This window comes from Sulfurisphaera javensis, assembly GCF_041154675.1.
GTDB classification, from domain to species: Archaea; Thermoproteota; Thermoprotei_A; order Sulfolobales; family Sulfolobaceae; genus Sulfurisphaera; species Sulfurisphaera javensis.
In genome coordinates, this window is record NZ_AP031322.1 from 665,592 (window position 1) to 686,793 (window position 21,202).

Here is a 21,202-nt window from a genome sequence, read left to right on the forward strand (position 1 = left end):
TTAAAAATTTTTCTCATTTAGTTTAGCTTCTAAATAATAGTTACTTTTAATAGATGAGAATTATTAATTAAAAATAATAAAAATTAAATTTACCAGAAGGCTAAATCCAATGCTATAGCACCTACAGCCTTTGCAACATCTCTTATACTTATTACTCCTTTCACTTTTCCTTCATGGTCAACTACTATGAGATGTCTAATTTCCCTTGAGGTCATTAGTGCAATAGCTTCGCTAATATCGCTATTTTCTTCGATAATAACTGGATTTTGACTCATTATTTCAGAAACCGGTTTATCCAAAGGTATTTCATCTGCTATGGCATATAATAAATCTCTTTCAGTTACAATTCCGACAGCTTTATTATTCTTATCAACTATAATAAGGGAGCCAACCTCCTCCTTTTTCATAATCTTAGCAGCTTCCTTTATGGATATTTTTTCGTTTGCAATCACGGGTTTTTTTGTAATGAGTTGAGAAACAATCACAATTATAATTCATTCTACTCCTTTTTATTCTCTTCATATCTTATTTTGTTACCTTCTCTGATTTTCTTAACATACCCTAAGCTAACAAGCTTTTTAACTCTTCTATATACTGTAGCTCTTGATAAGCCCGTCATTCTTGATATTTTAGCTATCGAATCTGCTCCTTTTGAGATTGCGTCTAAAACTAATCTATCTCTTTCATCTAAACCAGAAATTAATATAGGTTCTTCAATTTTTCCCTTTCTAATGTTCTTTAGCAATAAGTAAGTAAGAACTCCAGTTGATAATAAACTTAGAGAAAATGAAATTAGAAGAAGTATAAAGATGTTAGAATTTGGAGAGAAAGAATTCGATGATTGTGAATAATTTGTATAAATAAGTGTTAGATTAGAAGTATAAAAAGTAAGATTAAGTAAATTATTCTGAAAGTTAACGAAATCAGGCGATGTTGAAAGATATGTTATTTGAGAAGTTGATGTTATGATAATATTAATAGCAATGTTGTAAGGTTCATTTATTTTTATTTCATTCTTTATATCCGAAGAATAAATTAGAGTAGCATTAGAAGATGAAAGGAAAATCGTGTTATTAAATAACTTAAAAGGAGTAGTAGAATAGATTTTTGAAATATTCTGTAACGGTAAATAAAGACTAGTTTGGTTAATGACATGTATGGTTATAGTTCCATTATAGTATACAGTAGTAAAGACTGATGAGTGAACAGTTAATGTGAGCATAACAAGAGGAAGAAAAATAAGGATAATGGTTATCTTTTTCACAACATTATAATCTAAGTAAGGAAATATAAATCGATTAGATATAGGAGAGTTATGCTTCAATGAATTTCATGAATTTTGTATCATCTGTTTTTAAGTTTTATAACATTTCATAGTAATTTCCACATCTTAGTCAGTCTTATTTGATGCCATTAAGAATATAGTTATCATCTGAAATTTTTGAAAGTTATAGAAACAATTAAATCAACTTTATCAAGTTTGATTATTAACTTACTAAGATAAATATATACACTCACAAAGAAAATTCAGTTTGATAACTGCTCACAATTAAATACAAAAAAATCATGGATTAGTTTTATTCATAGTAAAAGCCTTGGCATTATTAATATTGCAAATAGCATCAAGAGAAGCACAACTAAACTTATCGTTACATATATTTTATCTCTTTCAAATAGATAAATTAAGACTTGTTCAAAAACGATAAGGATTGGTATCGAGATTAAAACTACAACTCCGTATAGAGTTATAGTTAAAGGATCCATATAATCTGTTAAGGGAATACTACTAGTATTAAACTTATATATATCTGAAGGAGATTTATCACTTATAATAAAGATTATTAACCCAGCTATCACAAGAATCGAAGCTATAATTACGCCATATCTAAGAGTAGTAGTAATTATTCTCTTCTCATCCAAATATCCCAAACCCCCTTAAAATAAGTTGTATTCCTAAAATTACTAAAACTAATGTAAATAATTGCCTTAATCTTCTACTCATTAATTTGTTAAGATATCTTGACCCAAGATTAGATCCTAAAAATACACCAGGAATTGTAACTCCAACAATTATAGGGTTAACTATTCCTAAAGCCCAGTAAACGCCAGAACTAGTAGCTGCTGTGACTCCTATCATAAAGCTGCTGGTTGCCGTACTTATTTTAAAAGGTAAGTTCATTCCTAAATCCATTGCTAAGACTTTTAATGCTCCGGATCCAATTCCTAAAAGTCCAGAAACTAACCCAGCTATATACATTCCTAAAAGTCCAAAAGGATACCTAACACCATGATACTCTATTTCTTTCTTCAATGCTTCATCAAAGTATTTTCCATTAAATTTTAATTTTGATGATATACCATCTGGGTTAACGTAAACTGGAACCTCGCTTTTCATTCTCATAAAGTTAGGAATAACTGAAAAAATCAATACTATACCAAAAATAATATCTAATAAATTGAAAAGATGTTCTTTCTCTACGACATACTCTAGAAAGGAACCAGTTATTGCACCACTTGTAGTTGCTAATTCTAATGCTATTGCAATTCTCATATTAGCCAACCCTGATTTTAAATATCTACTTCCAGATGATGCTGAGGTTGCAATAGTTGATATTAGGCTTGCCCCTACAGCATAAGGAATTGGAACTCCTAAAAATAAAACTAGTATTGGAGTGAGTACTACTCCTCCGCCTAATCCCGTTAATGAACCTAATAATCCAGCTATTATTGAGGCTATGAAGAGTAGTACTAATAAGGTTAGTAGCATAAAGTGTAGTTTTAATTTAGTAGTAAAAAATTATCTCTAATTAATGTATGAAAAGCGGTAATATAAATATAGCTAACATTAAATTAAAGAAGACAATTATTGTTATTATAGTATATAGTATATTTCTCTCTTTAGCAAACTGTATTATTCCAATTAAGACTCTAATTACTGGAGTTGCTATTAAAACCATTAAACCCAGAAGTATTAGATCTAATCCGTTACCAGAAAAAGCACTTATTGGAACTTTTGTAGGATTTATTACAGAAGTATTTACTCTGGACGTAGGTGATACTAATTCAGAGAAGTCTCTATTACCGGATAGAAAAGCAAGTCCTATAATGATTAATATTACACTAATTATAACTCCAATTCTTAACGCATAACCTATTACATCATTTAAATCCATAATTGGGCGCCCCTAATTATCATTTCAATCCCTAGAAAAGCTAAGATTAACATGAATATTAACCTAAGTCTTACGTTTCTAATTTTCGGTAAAACTTTGCTTCCAGCAAAAGAACCTATTAATACACCAATAGCAGTTATTCCAGCCATTAATGGTTGGATGTACCCAAAAAACCAGTATAATGAACTACTTGTAGCTGCAGTAACTCCTATCATAAAGTTACTTGTTGTAGTACTAACTTTAATTGGTAGATTCATTGCCCAGTCCATTCCAATAACCTTAAGTGCTCCGGATCCAATTCCTAAAAGCCCCGAAATCATACCAGCAAAAAACATAATTATTTCCCCTAACCACCATCTAACTCCATAATATTCAACCTCTTGATGTAAAGCAATATCATAATACTTTCCATAAAGCTGGAAAACTCTAGTAGTCCAATCCGGTTTTATAGGTTTAGGAAGCTCTAATGAGGCTTTCTTAAGTTGTGGATAAATTGAAGTTAATATAACTATACCAAAAATTATAAACAAAATAAAAGCGAGATGATGTTCATAGATATAATGAGCAATTAAAGAACCTATTATAGCTCCAGTAGTAGTAGCAATTTCTAGACCCATACCAATTCTGACGTTTGTTATTCTATCCTTTACATACGCACTAGCAGCTCCACTAGAAGTAGCAATAGTAGAAATTAAACTTGCGCCAGTAGCATATTCTATTGGAATTGATAAGAAAAGAGTATAAATCGGTACTAAAACTGTAGCACCACCTAATCCTGTTAATGAACCTATAAACCCGGCTATTATACTTGAGATCAAGAGTGAAAAAATGAATAATATGTCATTCATAGCAAGAATTTTTACTTTATCACTTAAATTATTATCTTTTTAGTTTTCAGCTTTATATGCAATGTTAACGTAAATACCTAGATTATTTATCGAAATATTTCTAACATATTCAACTATATAGATAATTTTCGCATAATAGTAATCGTGAGATAGATGAATTATTCTATAGGTTTGATTTGAATTAAGTTCTACTATTAGAACTTTTTCCTTATGGTTATGATTAATTTTCATTAGTTGTATTATAGCATTAACATAAGTTATATTTCTGTTTTTAATTTCTAGATAAATTATATATTTTCCAGATTTCACAGCATTAAATGTTTCATTATAGGTAAGAATAATTGTATATATGGTTTTAGTTCTATTTATTTGCTGAGCAGTATGAGTAGTAAAATATCCTAAATATACATTTAAGGCTAAAGAAATGGATAATAAAATTGCTATAAGTTTTATATTCACAAAATATAAGTGAGTCTTAAGTTTAAATCTAATTATCAATTAACTTTTAGTTACTTTAAGGAAGTAAAAGTTAGTGAACCTAGAGATATGTAAAGATGAGAAGAATATAGGTATTAAACTATCAGACAGGGTATTAACGTTAGTAAGCAATAAAATTATTGAAATTAAACCTGTTAAATGCGAAAAAATAAGCATTGAAATTAAAGAAAAAGAAGCAGTCTACAAGGGCATAAAAATACCACTCTACTTCCCATCTATCGAGCTAAACTTACTAAGATTACTTTATATTATAAAAGGTGAAGTAGCTCACGATATTTTTTATTATAAAAATTCAGTAGAAATCCATATTGATAGTAAACTAAAGGATATGAGACTTATGGATGAGAGTAAAGTCACATTTACTCGGTTTTGCGGTAATTATGGTTTACTTTTTCCAAATTATTGTATAGGAAATGAAACATTTGCTATATTCAGTAAAAATAAAAATGATGTAATTTCAGCATACAGAGAGTTTAAGGAATTCCTAGAGTATATTAGAAAAATTTTATTAAACTTAGGTATAAGTTAAGCCTAATGGCTCAAAAAATAACTACCTACTATTCCTACGTTTTAGCCTTAACTATTATTTTACTTATTTTTGCGTTAGCCTTAGGCCCTTTAGCTCCAATAGATGAACCAACACAATTTCCTGGTTACGATCTACAAATCCCAGTAGGGTTAAGTTTTTCAGGGTTTATTTTATTAATTATCTTTATAATATCCACGATTTTGTTTTGGGGAAGTAAAAATGTTTTTTTAAATGTTCTTATTGATTCCTCTGCATTGTCATTCTCAATAATTAATTACATAAATTTTTATATAGTTTATGAAATTTGGAAACCTATAATGATAATTCTTCCCTTTTTCTTTTATATAAAATATGATGGAGTTTCATCTCTTACATTTGATTTTGGTCAAATAAGCTTAATAATTTTCTTTTATCGCTTATATAAGAATCTAAAAACAAGAAGGACTTTTAAGTCTGTATAATAACTAATCTTTTATGTCTCAGAGTTCGTCAACAACCTTACTTTACAAGAATCAAATAATAAAGTTACTAGTGATTTTGGCTGTATTAGCTGCAGTGGACTTTGTTCTAAAGGACATTGTAGATATATTAACATATGATTTTCCTAAACTGTTAAGTCCTTATCAATCAGCAATCATAACTGGAATTGACGTTATTATAATAGCCTTGGGTGGCATTTTTATAATCAGATTCATACAGAATATTCTATCAATAACAGTTTATGGAAAGCTTGAAAAAGGAATGGCTGGCATGCTAAAGTTTGTACTAGATGTAATTCTCTATACTCTTTTAGTATTGGCAATTTTAGCAGCATTACATGTTAATTTGACTAGTGTTCTAGTTGGTGGTGCTGTTGGTGGCGTAATAATAGGTTTAGCTGTTCAAACTGTTGCTCAAAATTTACTCTCAGGAGTGTTAGTGACGTCAAGTAGAACAATTAAGCCTGGGGACGCAGTTTCATTACTTTCATGGATTTGGGGTACACCAATAATAGGGGAAGTAACAAAAGTTTCATTATTATTTACTGAAATAAAGAGTATTACTGGGAATATTTTTAAAATACCTAACACAGCATTTTTAGGAAATACAGTTTTTCAGAAATTAGAGGGTGAACATTCTCTTGTTTATCCATTACAAGTAACAGTAAATGCTGATGTTGCAGCAGAAAAGGTACTATTAAGAGTAAATGAAATATTAAAGGATAAAATTAAAGATGAAAAGAAAATAGAGATTTTCTTTACGGCTAAAAACGGCGGAACTAACGTGTTTACGGCAATAATCCATTTTGATAGGATGGATGATTTAAGAGAATTAATAGATTTAGTAAATAGTGCTTTTGATAAAGCTTATTGGAGTGCTAAGTCTTAAGTTTTAATGTGAAAGTAAAGATAGTTAAGGGAGATATTACTGAGATAGAAGCTGATGCAATAGTAAATGCTGCAAATTCTTACCTCGAACATGGTGGAGGAGTGGCTTTAGCAATTGTAAAGAAAGGGGGTTATATTATTCAAAAAGAAAGTAGAGAGTATGTTAAAAAGTACGGACCGGTTCCAGTAGGAGGTGTTGCTGTAACCTCTGCTGGAAAGTTAAAGGCAAAGTATGTTATTCATGCTGTTGGTCCTCGATATGGTCTTGAAGGAGAGGATAAACTAGAAGAAGCTATAAGAAACTCTATCAGAAAAGCTGAGGAATTAAGACTCACAAGTATCGCATTACCAGCTATTTCAACTGGAATTTATGGCTATCCTTATGAAATTTGTGCGATGAAAATGGCTAAAGTAATAAAGGAAGAATACAAAAATCTCAAACACCTAAATATGATTATTATAGCCTTATACTCAGAAGAGGCTTATAGAATATTTGTGGAGATTTTGGAGAGAGAATTAAGTAGTGAAAAAAGTATTACCTTAGAAGAAATCCAAGAATTTAACAACTACGCAAATTTGAAGTAAGGGGAAATTCCCTCAATACCTCTGTATTTTTCAAAGCATTTTTTCATTCTCCTTTTGCACACAAATATAATCTTTAACACTTTAGGGAATACTAAAAGTGTTAACAAACCAAAGAGTATCGCTAATAACGAAGCGTAAATTGTTGGCAAAAATGGTGAAATAACAAATAATGCTGTCGCTAATGTATATCCAATAAGCCATAATGATATTTCAACCAGAGTCACTTTCACTGAATCCTTAAGATCATTGATTTCAACGTTATCTACTCCTAATGCAGTTAAAGCTTCTGATATTCCGTAAAACATTGCTCCAAAAGGTAATATACTATTTGTTGAAATTAATGAAAAACTCAATAATGCTAATGACAAACCTCTTTTCATTTTGCTGAAGTAAGTTGCCATTAATATTCCTATAAACTCTCCTATTGCATAAATTACCGGAATTAAACTCAAAGGAATTTTAATATAAAGGTAGGGGAGTGAAATTGAAAGAGGAAGAATCGTAAATATGAGTGGAGTGAAATTATTATTTTTACCAGTTGCCACTCCCCTACCTTTGATCTCAACGTTAATTATTGGTACCGCCGTAAACGCCATTATTATTCCAGAAATAATAAAGATATATCTAAGACCTAGCGAAATTATTATATTTTCACTGATAAACGGTATTAATAAAGCTGGTAGCATTGATATAGCCCAAATTTTAGCTACCTCATCTCTCATAAGTAGATAAAATACTGGTACTGAGACCCAATACATGCTGTAAAGAATAATCGATATGATAACTGAAATTGGATTAATAGAGAACGATAGAAGTACTAAACCTAACCCAGAAAGTATCAGAGATACAATAGTTACTTCTTTAACCTTATTTGTATATAAGGGAATTATTGCATAAACCAAACCTACTAAGGAAGATAGTATGTATATAACTCCTATAAAGTCTTCTTTAACTATACTCTTTAAAAATACTGTTAAATATGGAGAATAAAGATAGTAAGCTAAACCCCATAAAGTCCATGAGATAGCTATAGCCTTTATTGACCTCAATCCTCATCACCTCAATATCCCTCATTTCTCCTTCCTATTATATTATATATTTTTAAATATATAAAAATTTTTTTCTTTTGGCTTGCTCGGGCAAATAATACACAATATGTATACTGTTAAAATCAAAAATTTGCCAATATCATAATTTTTTGATAATGATAAATATGTAAAATCTGATTGATAAATATAATTTTTACAGTCTTTTTTTAATAAATTCTTCATAGTACATTACAGCTTTTCTTAGGTTCTCTAGTTCATTTTCTTTTTTCGAAAGTTCAACATAAGCTCTTGCCAGAAAGAGATACTCGTCCTCTTTTTCAGCTATGCTTATAGCTTGCTTTAAAAAATCGACTATTCCAGTTCTTTTGTAAAGTTCATTAAGTAACTTTATTTTATCTTGCGCAGTCCCCTCTCCTGCTTCCTCAAGTTTTTGTAATGCCTCATAAAGAAGCTCTGGCTTATAGTAAGATAATTTATACAAAGCCCTAGCCTCTCCTTTCACATCTTTTAACTCTCTAAACAACTCTAAAGCTCTCTCTATCTTCTCTTTATCGTCATAAGAAATCAAAGCCTCAGCTAATAATCTTTTGTTCTTAAGTAGTTCAGCATATTTCACTGCTTTATCTAAGTAATCTTTCTTATTAGAAGTGTTTCTTCCTAAGAAAATGTAGGCTACAATTAAATCCTCATTTGGTTCATCAAAACCTTCTAATATAGCCCTTGCCTCTTCAACGTGTTTAATATCACCAAAACTTAAACAAACTTTAGCTAAAAGCCTTTGAGCATGAGTCTTTAGAGAAGTATTAGATAATTGCCTTAATATTTCATAAGCCCTCACTAAATCCTTTTCTCTATAGAGGGCTAAAGCCAAGTTAAAATTAATTATATTCTTATCATCAGAACTCTTTGCCTTTTTTAAAGCCTCTTCAAAACATCCAATTGCTTTTTTATTTTCTCCTTTTTCTAGATATAATAAACCTAACTGATTTAGAGATAGTACGTCTTTTCTATCCTGTAAAAGTCTTATTGCTTCTTCAAGCTTTTCAATATTCCTAGTCTTCTTATACTCTTCATAAAGGAGCTTAGCCCTTTCTAAGACTCTGCTATCTTCCATATATATTTATAATATTCCTCCGCGGTTTTATTCCAATCGTATTTTAATGAACTTTCATAACTACGTTTTGATAAGTATTTCATTACATTTTCATCCTCTAATATATAGTCAAGTCTCTCAGCAGCCTTATTAAAGTCTTGATAAGGAACTAAAAAACCATTCACTCCATCTTCAATTATTTCTGGCATAGAACCAGTAGAATAAGCAATAGAAGGAGTTCCACAAGCATTTGCTTCAACAATAGTCATACCCCATCCTTCTATAAAAGAAGTCGAAAGGATAGCCCAAGACTGCTGATAAAGTTTTACTTTCTGGCTTTCAGATACTTTACCTAAATAGATAATATTTTTATTACCTCCAATTGCCCTTCTTACTTCTTCCTCTAAATCACCTCCACCTGCAATATAAAGGGTGGCGTTTGTTTTCAATTTTTTAAAAATCTTTATAGCATCTAATGGATTTTTATACCTCTTCATTCTTCCAATCCATAAAACTATAGGTGTACTAGGCTTCTCTCCAGGCTTATACTTTTCATGATCAACACCATTATGAATTACACTTATTTTACTCTCATCTACATGTAACCTTTTTACGAGCTCGTTCTTCGTTGTATTAGATACTGAAATAACATAAGGGTAGTTTTTAATTTTCTTTTCTAACTGCCTTACGAGAAATGCCAACAAAGGGTTTAGTTCATATTTAACAACATCCTGATGAACATGATGAACTAAAGCAATTGACTTTTCATTAACTCTATAAGAAAAGAAAGGAACAGCGTGAGCAACACTATCAATCACAACATCATAATCTTTGGCATAACGCGAAGATATAAAGTGGAGAGTATATTTTCCTCCAGCATGAATAAACTTAATCCCTTCCAATTCATCATCTGGGTTTCCTACATCCTCACTAAGCCAACTTACTTCAATTCCTTTCTTTACTAACCTTCTACCTACCTCATAAATTACTCCTTCAGCACCACCAGCTTGAGGATGAAAAATATCTCTGTGATTTATAAATAATAATTTCACGAAATAAATTAGGTTTACAACTTTAAAAAATTAAAGAGCCGAGGGGACAAAGGGTTCTCATTGAGCCCTAATGGGCACTTGAACCCCGCGGCTTAATAATAAAAAAGATTTAACTTTTTTAACTTTAACTTTTATCGAATTTCCAGAGTAATGCTGATACAGCAATTAAAATAACATCCAAAATCCAGCTCTCAACTACATAAATGTTTACTGGTAAAGGTTTGCCTATGAACAGTGCTGGTGCTGTTCTAGTTTCAGTAAGTAATAAGAAATCGATAACGTAAAAGATTAATGCTGGCAAATAAAGATTTCTAATTCCTAAAATAAACGCTACAGCAGCTACTATTGCTAAAGATGCTGTAAAGGCGAAGAACGTTGAATATATTTCTGTCGCTAAAACATTTTTAGGAAAAGCTACGTGGGATGCTAAAACTATATGTACCCCAGCCCATAATGCTGATCCTAGCAGTCCAGTCCATCTTAGTGCTTGTGTTCCAAGTCCTATTTTGCTTGCCATATGCACACGTTAGAAACTTAAATATAACTATGTTTTCCCAAAAGTATGGGAAAAAATTTAAATAGTATCATCTTTTTCGACTTCATTTATTAAAATATTAAAGAATTCTATTACACAAGAAGGATCTTTTACTTTAGATAAAAGGGATAAAATTAACTCCTTATATTTCCCCCTAACTTCTTCTAATACTTTTTTTCCTTCATCAGTAATTTTAACAATTACTACTCTTCTATCTTCGGAATCCCTCTCTCTAATTATATATCCTCTTTTCTCTAACTTATCTAGAACTTCAACCATTGTAGATTTATTTACATCAGCGAAATTAGCCAAAGAAGTCACGTTCTTTTCTCCATTCTTAAGAAAGTATAAAACTTGAACTTCAGTATATGATAACCCAAACTTTTCAGCCTCTCTCTGAAGGAGCCTTCGAAATTTCTTGTTTCCTTTCAACACTATTTCCCAAGGTTCCAAATTAAGACACCTTAATTTACCATTGAAAATATTGTATAGATAACTATTAAAACTGTTGAGCCTTTTAGGTAATAAAATAGTTTAAATTTCCTTAGATTTCTATAGTTTAATTCAATTAAAGAAGTGAAATATATGGATAAAAAACTATAATTTATAAAAATATAGTTTTAATTCGTATTAGTTTCTTTATTTATATTACAGTTTCTAAACCTTAATCTATATACGGCTTTGTTTAAATCTCTCAGATTAAAAAGAAGAATTAAAACCGAACTAATCGGTAATCCGTACCATATAAATCCGAAATAAATTGGAGATGCAAGTATAGGTAAAACAGAAGATACCATTCCCAAATCTAATGCAACAAAGTATATAACTAAACTAGGAAGGGAGAGACAACAACTAGTGCCAGAAACAACTCCCAAGGCTGGAATAGCTATTAGAGCTGTACTTCTTTTATATGAAGTTAACATATCTTTTAGTTCCATAATTTTTTGAATATTACTACCAATTAGGAAGGCTAAAATAACTCCAATGAAAGTTGTGAAAGGAAAAATTCCCATATCATATCCAGCTATAATAATACTAATTGAGGGACTATTTGAAATCCAATACAAAAAATATGGCAAAGGAGGTGTAATTGAAGCATCAACATATATAGTATATATTGGGTAATATATTATAGCTCCTAAAATTATATAATAGAAGAAACCATATAAAATTAAGTGAAAAAGAAAATATAAAGAAAATGATATCCAATAAGCTCTTCCTTTATTTATATTCCAAGTTAAATCAAAAAATCTCTTCGGAATAAAAAGCCATAGACCTATCCAAAAGGTAAGCGTTAAGATAGAACCTAATAGTAAATAGTGAAGGGAAACAAAATAACCAATAATGGAAAATAAACATAAAAAAATTCCTATGATGACTTTGACATTCATATATTATTATTTTTCCCTTGAGATAATAAACTTAATCTGAAGTCTTTCGGTGTCTTTGGGAATAAACTGTTATAATGAAAAGCTAAGCCTAATGCAGTTAAAGGTGGAAGTAAAATGTAAGCTAAAAAAAGTGCAGTATTCCCTATTGGTAGAAAGAAGAGAACATTTGCGGCTGGTATAACTGATGCTAAGAGTATAGGTAAAGAAATACAACAACTTCCGCCAGCTATCACTCCTAAAATTGGAGCAATAAGTATTGCTTTAATTTTTATAGTTTTACCTATCTCTAAGACCCTCATTATCGTCGCAGTAACAATTGATCCTATTATAAAACCAAGAACTATTGAATAAGCTGAAAGTTCAATATAAAAGTTAGGAGGAAAACCAGTCGTTATGGTAGGGTTAAAAAGCAAATTTATAAAGGTAGTGTAAATGCTTGGCGGATAGAAAGGAGTAATTGACGCAGAAAAGAAAGGAGAACTAACGTAAAATATTTCTCCATAAAAATTGGTTAATAACTTTTCTAATGCAATACTATAAACAAAATAATGAACGGATAGATAACTTACTAGTATAGTAATTGACATTTTGTTTAAATGTTTTCCTAAATAGGTGAAAACCCTTCTAAGTAATTTTCTTATCAAGAGTAAAAGCAACGATGACCAAAAAAGAATATTTCCTAGAGTCACGTAAGCTTCGTAATTTAGTGAGAGAGGGGAAATATAAACTAAAATAAATCCTAAAAAAAGAATAATTAAATAGTAAATTGTTTTTGCCATAAAAATATCTTAAGGATAGGAATTAAAAAATTTAACTTGAAGAACTTGATGAAGATGGTACAGTAAATTGAACTGGAGCGAATGTTATTAACTGTTTCTCATCTTGTGATAAAGTTCCAATTTTCACTATATTTACCCAAGCCCACTTTACCATTTGGTTATCAGTCACTGGATCAACTGTTGGAGATGTTAATTGATTAGCACCAGGACTGGTTGGATAAGCCATTGCAACAAACACTTGACCGGGAGCGACAGTGTTAGATATCCACGCTACACCAGTTATTGATCCCCAGTCATTATACAACATAAGGATATCACCATTATTCCAACCATTGGCACTAGCGTCTTGCTGGCTTACTGCAATTATCGGGAATGGAACTCTTCTGTATATATCTGGAATCTGAAAGTCAGTCCAACCAGACTGGAATATAATATTCCATCTTCCGTTATTGACCCAGAACTTGTATTTCGATTGTAATTGTGAAGCATAGCCAAATACTCCTACATAAGGCATTGGGAATGGATTGAGACCGTTAATAACATATTTCATTAGTGTGTTGTAATCATAACCAAACATGGATTGTAAGTCATTTATGTTAATATATGTAACCTCTCTAGTAATTAGTGGAAGCTGAGTGTTTCCTACAGTTACTGACTGATTAGGATTGACAGTTACAGCTTCTACTCTAAATTGACCGTTAATCGCTCCTTGAATACCAGGTTCAGCGTAATTTACCAATCCGTATAGTGTATAACTTCCATCGGAGTTAGTAACTTTACCCAGTATAGGTAATTGAACACCAATAGTTCTGGTTGATTTTAAGTCACTTAATGACATTTGACTCCAGCCTGGTGCCCAGTGAGGTACGAAATAACCATAAGGCCATGAAGAGAAGTTAGTTGGTCCATTTGCTACGTAGTAAGTCCATAGGTCACTATAGATGTTAAACCAGTTATAATCATAGTAGAATTGTGAGAAACTTGAAAGTTCTGATAACGATAGAGGCTGTGAGTTTTGTGTCATATTATTCATTAACGAAGTCCAAATTTGGTTAAATGCCGTATATAATCTTTGAGCTTGCGGCGAATTCTCCATTCCATTTTGCTTAAACATCTGATATATTAAGTAAGATAGAAGTCCGTATGTCCATACATCTGGCATAGCATTTCCAGGTGGGGAGTGGAATGGCTCAACTAACCTTAATCTCCTATCATGTCCGTTCCATCTAATCTCATAAGTTTCACCATGATTAGCAGCTGCAGGTAATATAATATGAGCTGCATTTTCTAGCAATCCGTTCTGATTAAGTATAATATCATGACCTACAATAAATAATGCTCCTGGCGTTTTATTACTTCCACTTAGGCATGATATTACAGCATCAGCATATTGGTCTGGGTCTGGAAATTGTGGAATAGTTGAACTAACTGCATTAGTATTATAATATGGTGAAGATGATATTATTGATGAAGTTGAACCAGATGGTACTCCAGCGGATAGAGTATTTTCTACACATTCTTGTAAAAGTTTTGATCTATGATTAATTGTCTGTGCTAGTTTACCTCCTGCCATAGTTAGCTTATATGGTACAGCTGTGAATACCCATAATACTTTTCCATAACCGCTATATATGAGATAGTCAACGACTGGATTATACTGATAAATTTGAGGAACTAAGGAACTTGTGTATTGACTATAGAAATTCTTTATAAATTCGGCTATTGTTGTACCACTCACAGTTTGTCCTTGAGACTTTAGTTGTTGAGGAACATAACTACTCATTTGTATCCATAGTTGCCTTCCTTGATTTAACGATAGTCCAATATTAGGATACCATGGTGGTGGTGGAGGCAATGGGAATGCAGCACCTCTCTGATGGCCAAATCCAGTAGATATCCCACAACCTGGTCTACCAGATAATGCTCCAATTATTATGGCTAAATTAGCTAAGGAATATATTGGAGTGTAATTTCCAGACCAAATTATACCTTTTTCAAATTCAATTACAACTCTTTTATAATATGTCTGCCCATTAGAACCAGTTTTTGGTTTAGCTAGCATATCACCCATCATTTGTATGATATTTTGAGACACACCAGTTATTGACTCGGCCTCAGATAACCATTCGCTTAAGCTCTTAGATTGTAAGTATTGTAAATAGTATTGATAGTTTGTATTATTAAATGTGAATGCATTATTACTATTGCTTTGAGCTTGCTGATACATGTTAATGAAGTTTTGAACTGTTGTACTTCCATAAGTATAGTAAATATAAGCTGCTACAGCATTTATTAGCTCAGTATCTGTACCTGGATTTACTAATACAACTAGAACTTGTGGTAATCCATCTTGAGATTTTCCTACGTTACAAGTGCCATTCATTGCTTCTTCAACTGTACATCCTACCGCAGCTGCGACAGCATGTGCTGTTTCGGACGGTCTCGCTTCAACGACAATTGCCATTCCGGGTGGTGTAGGTTCACCAGGCTCAAACCACTGAGCTTTTCTGCTCTGTGTAGCTCCTCTTAAATTATCGAAAATGTGCTGAATAAGATTAACAGTTGATGTAACATATTCGTTAATTCCCCACATTACCATTACATCTGTTATGCTAATGTCTAACATGCTAGACGTATCAGTACCATTACCATTAGTTGCCTCCATTAAAGCATCTTCTGTTAGAGAGAAGGCAACTTGATAGTGAAACCTTATAAATGGAGTAGCTAAACCCATATGAATGAATAATCCCGGCATTAAATTACTGAATACTCCTCCACCTTCCCCACCTCCGTGGTCGGATCTTATAGCCATAACTTCTGTTGCAGCTGGGCCTACTGGATAATCAGTCGTTTCGTTTGTTAGATAATAATACAAGATTTTCGCTAATACTTTAAACACATAACTCCATCCAACTGGCTGTAGCGTTCCATTCCATCTTATCATAGGAGTCTTTATTCTGGTTTCATATACTCTAAATCCAGCAGCATTATCAACTAATGGACTCCATATTCTTTGAGCATTCCTTCCTCCTCTAGTGGAATAATTTCCTTCATTGACTGGACATTCAGAGCTAGGGACTTCTAATATATATACTTCTTCCCAAGTCTGAGTATTTGGATTATATGTTATTGTTTTACTAACCATTCCTTCTCCAATCCACGGGGTTCCAGAATTAGCTGAAAGTGAGGGTAAAACTTGAGTATAATCAGCTTTATAATTCTGTAGATTTCTGTTAAATACTTTATCTACCATGTTATAAACTATTGCGTTTTGTCCTGCTTGTGGACTACCTTCTTGTCCTACTGGAAAGACAAAAACATCATAACCACAGCCAACATTACAGAATCTACATGTAACATGGTATATCTGTGCTGTAACTGGTGGTAAAGGCACTTTATTATTTGGAACTGGTGTTATTTGAGAAGTTGAACTATTCATACTCATGAACTACCACCTCCAGAGGAAGAAGACATACCTTGTAAAGCTGTGTTATACGTACCATAGACTAATCTATTAAAACCTAGGGCATATATGTCACCAGTAGATGAATCATACTCTAAAATAAGTTGGGTTAAATACTGATTTGGATGTCCTACGACTTGCATACCACCTCTAGTAACATCATATTGGCTAAAGTGTTCAGGACATAAGAGACAATTAGTAGCAGGATCAAACTCTAATATATATCCCATATGTGCGCAATATGCTGAAAAACCTACTATATCATTATCTGGGCCTACACCATTTTCTGAAGGGACTCCAGTCTTAATTATATAAACTAGGTACCCCATATAGTTTGTTGTTACATATTGTCCGGGAGATGATAATTGAGAAATATTAGCTACCTTCTGTTTTACATAGCCTATTTGCTTAACAGTAGTTGTTGTCACAGTTTTTGTTACAGTAGAAATTTCCTTTTCTACTGTAACTTGAGGTTGAACTACTTTAGTGGTTCTAGGGAAACCATAACCACCTATAACAATACCCGCTGCAATTCCAGCAACAGCAGCTGCACCACCAATTATAACAGCACGCCTATTAGGGTCAACATTCCCCTTCTTATCCTTTCCTTCGGCCATCCTAGAACACCTATTGTTATTAAAAATTAAATAACATATTTAAAAAACTTAACCTTCGAAAATATATATATGTCTGAGTAAACATATTTTTCTTTATGAAAAATATTTTAATTTAATATTAGTAAATTTTAGTAAAAATTGACAAAGTTTAAAAAAGCTCAAGTTTTATATTGTAGATATTTAGTTATTTATTATCATAAAAATTAAAATAAGAAAAGAATAGTTTATATAAGAACATAAGCATTATTATGAAAAATCTTTTAATCCACTATTTAAAACTATAAATCAACATGGCCTCGAATACACCTATAATAGTGGCTGTAGTAATAGCCATAATTCTTGTTGCTGTAGCAGGTTACTATATAGCAACAAAACCATCACTTACAATAACTACGACAGCTCCTCCTACAACTATTGGCACAATAACTCAAACTTCAACAACTCCTACTACAACTACTCCTACTACTACTACGATTGTATCTACTACAACCTCAACTACTACGACTTCTGTTTCCTTACCTCCTGGTGCTATTAAGTTACCTTATAATCCTAGTAATCATACTGTTTTCTTATATATAGCTTCCCTATCTACTGGTTCACCATTCAACTTTAATGGTACTTCTAATGGTCAATTGCATATTTACATTCCAGCTGGTTGGACTGTAATAGTTTATTATACTAATGAAGAGAGCGGTCTTGCACACAACTTCTTAATAGTACAAAATGATACAGCAACACCAAATAACGCCAATGTAGCTCAAGATGGCAAAATATTACTCTACGTAGGAACTAGCTCATCATCTTATGAATCCACAGGATTAATTAGTGGACAATCAGCAAGTGGAACAATAACACTATCACCCGGATACTACTGGTTCTGCTGTGGAATAGCAGGACATGCACTAGCAGGAATGTGGGGAGTAATAATAGTATCATCATCAGTAACAGTACCATACGCAATAACAAGCTAAATAAGGCAATGGCAATCACTACACTAAATTAAAAAGACATTTTTTGTTTCAATTTCTCATTTTTTTATAAAAGTAAGTTTCCATCAGATTGTGTTCATAGTGTTCAGTAGTAAATCTTCTGGTTAAAAATTTCGTATACTCTGTGATTTTTCTCATTTTAGTAAGGCGGAGAAGTTTGTTGCTTATTGTGGTTTAGATCCTGTTACTGAGAGGAAAGCTTCTTATGAGAGACCTTACCCTTTCCTCTCATTATAATACTTAAAGCTGTTTTAGCAATCCTCCTTAACAAATCCCTCCTCATATCCTCAAGCTTAAGAAGCTGTCTTGCTAGTAATTGTTTTTGCTTAACTTGTGAGATTTAGTATCGTAAACTGTTGAGTTGCAATTTTTTCACTTGTATTTCTTTTTCCTCTTGATGAACCGTTTTTTATTATTTGACTTGCATTTTGGGCAAGTTATGTCTGAGATTCTTTCTCTCCTCTTCTTTATTCCTAACTTGTTAATGTAGTAGATTGTTGAAGTTGGTAAGTTGAGTTTGTTTAGTAGTACTCCTAATTGTGCTAAGGATAGTGAGATGTTGTTGTGTTTTTAGGCTTAATGTTTTTATTCTGAAGTATCATATGTATTAAGTGTGCTAGGGTTACTATGTTCATGTATTATACCCCCAATTATTACGTAGTAACAAGTGTTTTTCGCTAGGGTATTACGTTTGATATTCATATAAAATAGACTATTTTTACATTTTGAATTTTTTACGTATTACGTTTAGATTTTCATGACTGCAATTGAACACTCCCTAAAAACCATAGAAATTCTTTAGTCTATAAAATTTTATAATGATAAATATTTTACACAACTTATCACATTTTGAACGTTCTCCTCAATAGTAAAATCTGAATTAAACATATTAATCATACATTGATCTATTATCTCCTCAAGCTTTGCAATTTTTTCACGAATATAAGCATTTCTCAGCTCTTCCCAACTGACATTACCAATTACTTTTTGCTTAACTTCCTCCTTAACCTTTATAGCCATTTGGACTACATTCTCAGCATTTTGTAAATCTTCACTCTCATTACCAGTAAAATCAACATTTTGCAAAACTATCTGAGCCATAGAATCACCATATTTGTTTTTAATATAGTTATAAACGTCAGCTTCTGAAATACCTATGACTATTGCTAGATCTATAAGGGATTTAAAACTCTCGCCAAAGTATGAGCCTAAATACTCTTTAATTTCTGGCAAAGTCATATTACCATAATCCTTATATGGAATAGTCAAAAATACAGGGGCAGTACCTAGCTCTATATCACCAATCTTACTAGAATAAAGTGTTGCATAAGCTACTATTTGAGCATCATTACCATATTGTGTACACTCAGGACAGTTATCAGAAGACTGAAGTGGTGCTCCGATTACAGACTTATTTATAGAATTATCAGAATAACTTATTACCCCAGCAAGATATCTTACTACTTCTGGGAAATATACTGCTAGTGCAAATCCAAATATAGCTTTTAAGCCAACATTAATCTTTAACGTAATATAGAAATCCGGTAATAATTTTGTTATGTTGTAAAAATCATGCACTGATTGGTCATTAAGTACTATTTCGTACCCTGATTTTTGTTTTCCATATGAAGTTGGATTTATATCTTTGAAATAATCTATTGCTGCTGCAGTATAAAAGGGCAGAATCTCGCATCTAGTTGCCTTTGAATAAATAAAATTAATGATATCACCCCAAAATGCTTCTAAAGGATTACTTCCACTACAATAACCCATTTGTAATGGGTTGATCCATTGTGTTATACTACTTCTTGCTAATACATCTTCTCTTTTTCCTAAATTAATTACACCGAATTCAAAGGCATTTACATTAAATTTCGGACCTTGAATCTCTACAGTCTTCATCGGTAAAACATTCTGTATATACGATAATATTTCAGTTAATTTATTACCTAGATAACCAGAAAAAGTTTTTATTCTTTTTTGTATTGCAAATCCTCCTTGGCCTAACCATATTCTAGTCCAATTTGGACTAACCCTACCAATGTAAAGCATATAATCATCTTTAGTGTTTACGAGTATTCCGTGACCCATTAAGTCTGGTAATTCTACATTTCTATCTATAATTCCAGTTGCAAATGTAAATGCAGGTCTAATAGTCTCGCTAAAGGGATTAGGCGGCGAATTTACTTGGGTTATCTGTCTACTTCTAAAGGCTTGAGTAATTTGATTAGAAATGCAATTTAATTCACTTAAATAGATATCAACGCTTGAGAGAGAACGTAAGATTATTCCTGCTGAATTACCTACTATTTGGCCTAATAACAAACTTCCTATATCTGCTCCTGCCTCTCCTATAGCCATAATAAGTAAAAACTTTAATAATTATATATAAATTTTTTCATAAGAAAAAAGTATGCCATAATACCGTTGTAAAGATATAAATATGAAATTCTTAGCTATTTTATCCTTCATTTCTTTTTTAGTCTTTATAACGAGATTATAAATATCTTAAATTTTTACCTATATGATGTTATTGATATACATAGTGTGTTTTCCATAATGAGCTAGTATAGGTAGAAATTCTGAAATTAGGTTCTTTACTTAACTTATGTTTTACTCGAGCTTTTTTGTTATAATCTTGAACATACACTAACCCTAAACTCAGCAAATATTGCTTCAGATGGAAAAATTCTTTAACTATCAGTGCTTCATTTGAGTGTGCCTAACAACTTATCTAGCTTGCCACAACGGTAAAGTAAGTGGAGAACCAATTCCAGGGAAAGTCCATCTCGGAGAGTCTATGGTTTAAATACTTGTTCAACTCTGCTCCCTACCCTAAAGATGCTGTAGTCATGTTCTAGCAAATGGATTTAATGAGTTTCTGACTTCCTTCCCGCTCTGAGGCTTTCTGCACACGCCATTGTGTAATTTACTATCCAAAGAGAAAATAGGCTTTGTACTTAAATTCACTTTTTCCCTTGAAAAGCTTACTATACGTAAGAGCTAAGAAAGTAACATATATTCTGCTTCTATAGAAACAATAAAAGATTTATAAATAAAATATCTTGAAAAATTAATAGTAAAAGTAAATACTTTTATTTTTAAAGTTCTTGGACTAAAGGCTAATTAGTTTTTATAGCTAAGCTAGTATTATCATTTTTTATAAAAAAGTTAAAATGAAGATGAGAAGATTATATAGATATTTACCTAAAAAAGTGTTTTTCACTTTAAATA

At 31.7% G+C, this 21,202-nt stretch carries 23 protein-coding genes; 6 read left to right on the forward strand and 17 right to left on the reverse strand.

Features of this window, described 5'->3' with window-relative positions; genetic code table 11:
- Positions 1–89 precede the first annotated feature (89 nt).
- The 7 genes from ACAM25_RS03570 to ACAM25_RS03600 all read right to left on the reverse strand — a co-directional run bounded on the left by ACAM25_RS03570 (position 90) and on the right by ACAM25_RS03600 (position 4,480).
- Positions 90–485: a CBS domain-containing protein gene (locus tag ACAM25_RS03570; protein WP_369610969.1), complete on the reverse strand. Its 396-nt coding sequence runs from the start codon at positions 483–485 to the stop codon at positions 90–92.
- 14 nt (positions 486–499) lie between these two features.
- Positions 500–1,264 (reverse strand): helix-turn-helix transcriptional regulator, encoded by a 765-nt coding sequence (locus ACAM25_RS03575; RefSeq protein WP_369610970.1) that lies wholly within the window; start codon positions 1,262–1,264, stop codon positions 500–502.
- A 317-nt stretch (positions 1,265–1,581) separates the two neighbouring features.
- Complete coding sequence (locus ACAM25_RS03580; RefSeq protein ID WP_369610971.1) at positions 1,582–1,920, reverse strand: DUF1634 domain-containing protein; 339 nt, start codon at positions 1,918–1,920, stop codon at positions 1,582–1,584.
- Entirely contained in the window at positions 1,913–2,767 is an 855-nt protein-coding gene (locus ACAM25_RS03585; protein WP_369610972.1) for a sulfite exporter TauE/SafE family protein, read from the reverse strand. Before ACAM25_RS03585 ends, ACAM25_RS03580 begins: the two co-directional genes overlap by 8 nt.
- Before the next feature lie 40 nt (positions 2,768–2,807).
- Entirely contained in the window at positions 2,808–3,173 is a 366-nt protein-coding gene (locus ACAM25_RS03590; RefSeq protein ID WP_369610973.1) for a DUF1634 domain-containing protein, read from the reverse strand.
- Positions 3,164–4,021, reverse strand: coding sequence for a sulfite exporter TauE/SafE family protein (locus ACAM25_RS03595; protein WP_369610974.1), 858 nt, complete (start codon positions 4,019–4,021; stop codon positions 3,164–3,166). The genes ACAM25_RS03590 and ACAM25_RS03595 overlap by 10 nt, the downstream gene beginning before the upstream one ends.
- Before the next feature lie 39 nt (positions 4,022–4,060).
- Positions 4,061–4,480, reverse strand: a complete 420-nt coding sequence (locus ACAM25_RS03600; protein WP_369610975.1) for a hypothetical protein — start codon at positions 4,478–4,480, stop codon at positions 4,061–4,063.
- 73 nt (positions 4,481–4,553) lie between these two features.
- Between ACAM25_RS03600 and ACAM25_RS03605 the strand changes: the two genes are divergently transcribed.
- The 4 genes from ACAM25_RS03605 to ACAM25_RS03620 are packed head-to-tail and all read left to right on the forward strand — an operon-like array spanning position 4,554 to position 7,000.
- Positions 4,554–5,048, forward strand: a complete 495-nt coding sequence (locus ACAM25_RS03605) for a hypothetical protein (protein ID WP_369610976.1) — start codon at positions 4,554–4,556, stop codon at positions 5,046–5,048.
- 5 nt (positions 5,049–5,053) lie between these two features.
- The gene (locus tag ACAM25_RS03610; RefSeq protein ID WP_369610977.1) at positions 5,054–5,509 is read left to right on the forward strand and encodes a hypothetical protein; all 456 of its coding nucleotides are present in this window, start codon (positions 5,054–5,056) and stop codon (positions 5,507–5,509) included.
- A gap of 13 nt (positions 5,510–5,522) precedes the next feature.
- A complete protein-coding gene (locus ACAM25_RS03615; protein ID WP_369610978.1) occupies positions 5,523–6,416 on the forward strand; it encodes a mechanosensitive ion channel domain-containing protein in 894 nt (297 codons plus the stop codon).
- Positions 6,417–6,424: 8 nt separating this feature from the next.
- Positions 6,425–7,000, forward strand: coding sequence for an ADP-ribose-binding protein (locus ACAM25_RS03620; protein ID WP_369610979.1), 576 nt, complete (start codon positions 6,425–6,427; stop codon positions 6,998–7,000).
- Here the strand turns inward: ACAM25_RS03620 and ACAM25_RS03625 are convergent.
- The 9 genes from ACAM25_RS03625 to ACAM25_RS03665 form a co-directional block, all read right to left on the reverse strand.
- Complete coding sequence (locus ACAM25_RS03625; protein ID WP_369610980.1) at positions 6,982–8,049, reverse strand: hypothetical protein; 1,068 nt, start codon at positions 8,047–8,049, stop codon at positions 6,982–6,984. The two genes, ACAM25_RS03620 and ACAM25_RS03625, sit on opposite strands and share 19 nt — an antisense overlap.
- A 193-nt stretch (positions 8,050–8,242) precedes the next feature.
- On the reverse strand, positions 8,243–9,163 hold the full coding sequence (locus ACAM25_RS03630; RefSeq protein ID WP_369610981.1) for a tetratricopeptide repeat protein: 921 nt from the start codon (positions 9,161–9,163) through the stop codon (positions 8,243–8,245).
- On the reverse strand, positions 9,142–10,194 hold the full coding sequence (locus ACAM25_RS03635; RefSeq protein WP_369610982.1) for a glycosyltransferase family 4 protein: 1,053 nt from the start codon (positions 10,192–10,194) through the stop codon (positions 9,142–9,144). Before ACAM25_RS03635 ends, ACAM25_RS03630 begins: the two co-directional genes overlap by 22 nt.
- Before the next feature lie 124 nt (positions 10,195–10,318).
- Positions 10,319–10,711, reverse strand: a complete 393-nt coding sequence (locus ACAM25_RS03640; RefSeq protein ID WP_369610983.1) for a hypothetical protein — start codon at positions 10,709–10,711, stop codon at positions 10,319–10,321.
- Between the two features lie 57 nt (positions 10,712–10,768).
- On the reverse strand, positions 10,769–11,182 hold the full coding sequence (locus tag ACAM25_RS03645) for a MarR family winged helix-turn-helix transcriptional regulator (protein WP_369610984.1): 414 nt from the start codon (positions 11,180–11,182) through the stop codon (positions 10,769–10,771).
- Between the two features lie 167 nt (positions 11,183–11,349).
- Positions 11,350–12,120, reverse strand: coding sequence for a hypothetical protein (locus tag ACAM25_RS03650; protein WP_369610985.1), 771 nt, complete (start codon positions 12,118–12,120; stop codon positions 11,350–11,352).
- The gene (locus ACAM25_RS03655) at positions 12,117–12,899 is read right to left on the reverse strand and encodes a hypothetical protein (RefSeq protein WP_369610986.1); all 783 of its coding nucleotides are present in this window, start codon (positions 12,897–12,899) and stop codon (positions 12,117–12,119) included. The genes ACAM25_RS03650 and ACAM25_RS03655 overlap by 4 nt, the downstream gene beginning before the upstream one ends.
- A gap of 31 nt (positions 12,900–12,930) precedes the next feature.
- Positions 12,931–16,344, reverse strand: a complete 3,414-nt coding sequence (locus tag ACAM25_RS03660; protein WP_369610987.1) for a molybdopterin dinucleotide binding domain-containing protein — start codon at positions 16,342–16,344, stop codon at positions 12,931–12,933.
- The gene (locus ACAM25_RS03665; RefSeq protein WP_369610988.1) at positions 16,341–16,979 is read right to left on the reverse strand and encodes a Rieske 2Fe-2S domain-containing protein; all 639 of its coding nucleotides are present in this window, start codon (positions 16,977–16,979) and stop codon (positions 16,341–16,343) included. The genes ACAM25_RS03660 and ACAM25_RS03665 overlap by 4 nt, the downstream gene beginning before the upstream one ends.
- Before the next feature lie 290 nt (positions 16,980–17,269).
- Here ACAM25_RS03665 and ACAM25_RS03670 point away from each other — a divergent pair, with 290 nt between their 5' ends.
- Both ACAM25_RS03670 and ACAM25_RS03675 read left to right on the forward strand, forming a co-directional pair.
- Positions 17,270–17,950 (forward strand): sulfocyanin, encoded by a 681-nt coding sequence (locus ACAM25_RS03670; protein WP_369610989.1) that lies wholly within the window; start codon positions 17,270–17,272, stop codon positions 17,948–17,950.
- A gap of 135 nt (positions 17,951–18,085) precedes the next feature.
- The gene (locus tag ACAM25_RS03675) at positions 18,086–18,205 is read left to right on the forward strand and encodes a transposase (protein WP_369611598.1); all 120 of its coding nucleotides are present in this window, start codon (positions 18,086–18,088) and stop codon (positions 18,203–18,205) included.
- Between the two features lie 576 nt (positions 18,206–18,781).
- Here ACAM25_RS03675 and ACAM25_RS03680 read toward each other — a convergent pair.
- Positions 18,782–20,329: a hypothetical protein gene (locus ACAM25_RS03680; RefSeq protein ID WP_369610990.1), complete on the reverse strand. Its 1,548-nt coding sequence runs from the start codon at positions 20,327–20,329 to the stop codon at positions 18,782–18,784.
- Positions 20,330–21,202 lie beyond the last annotated feature (873 nt).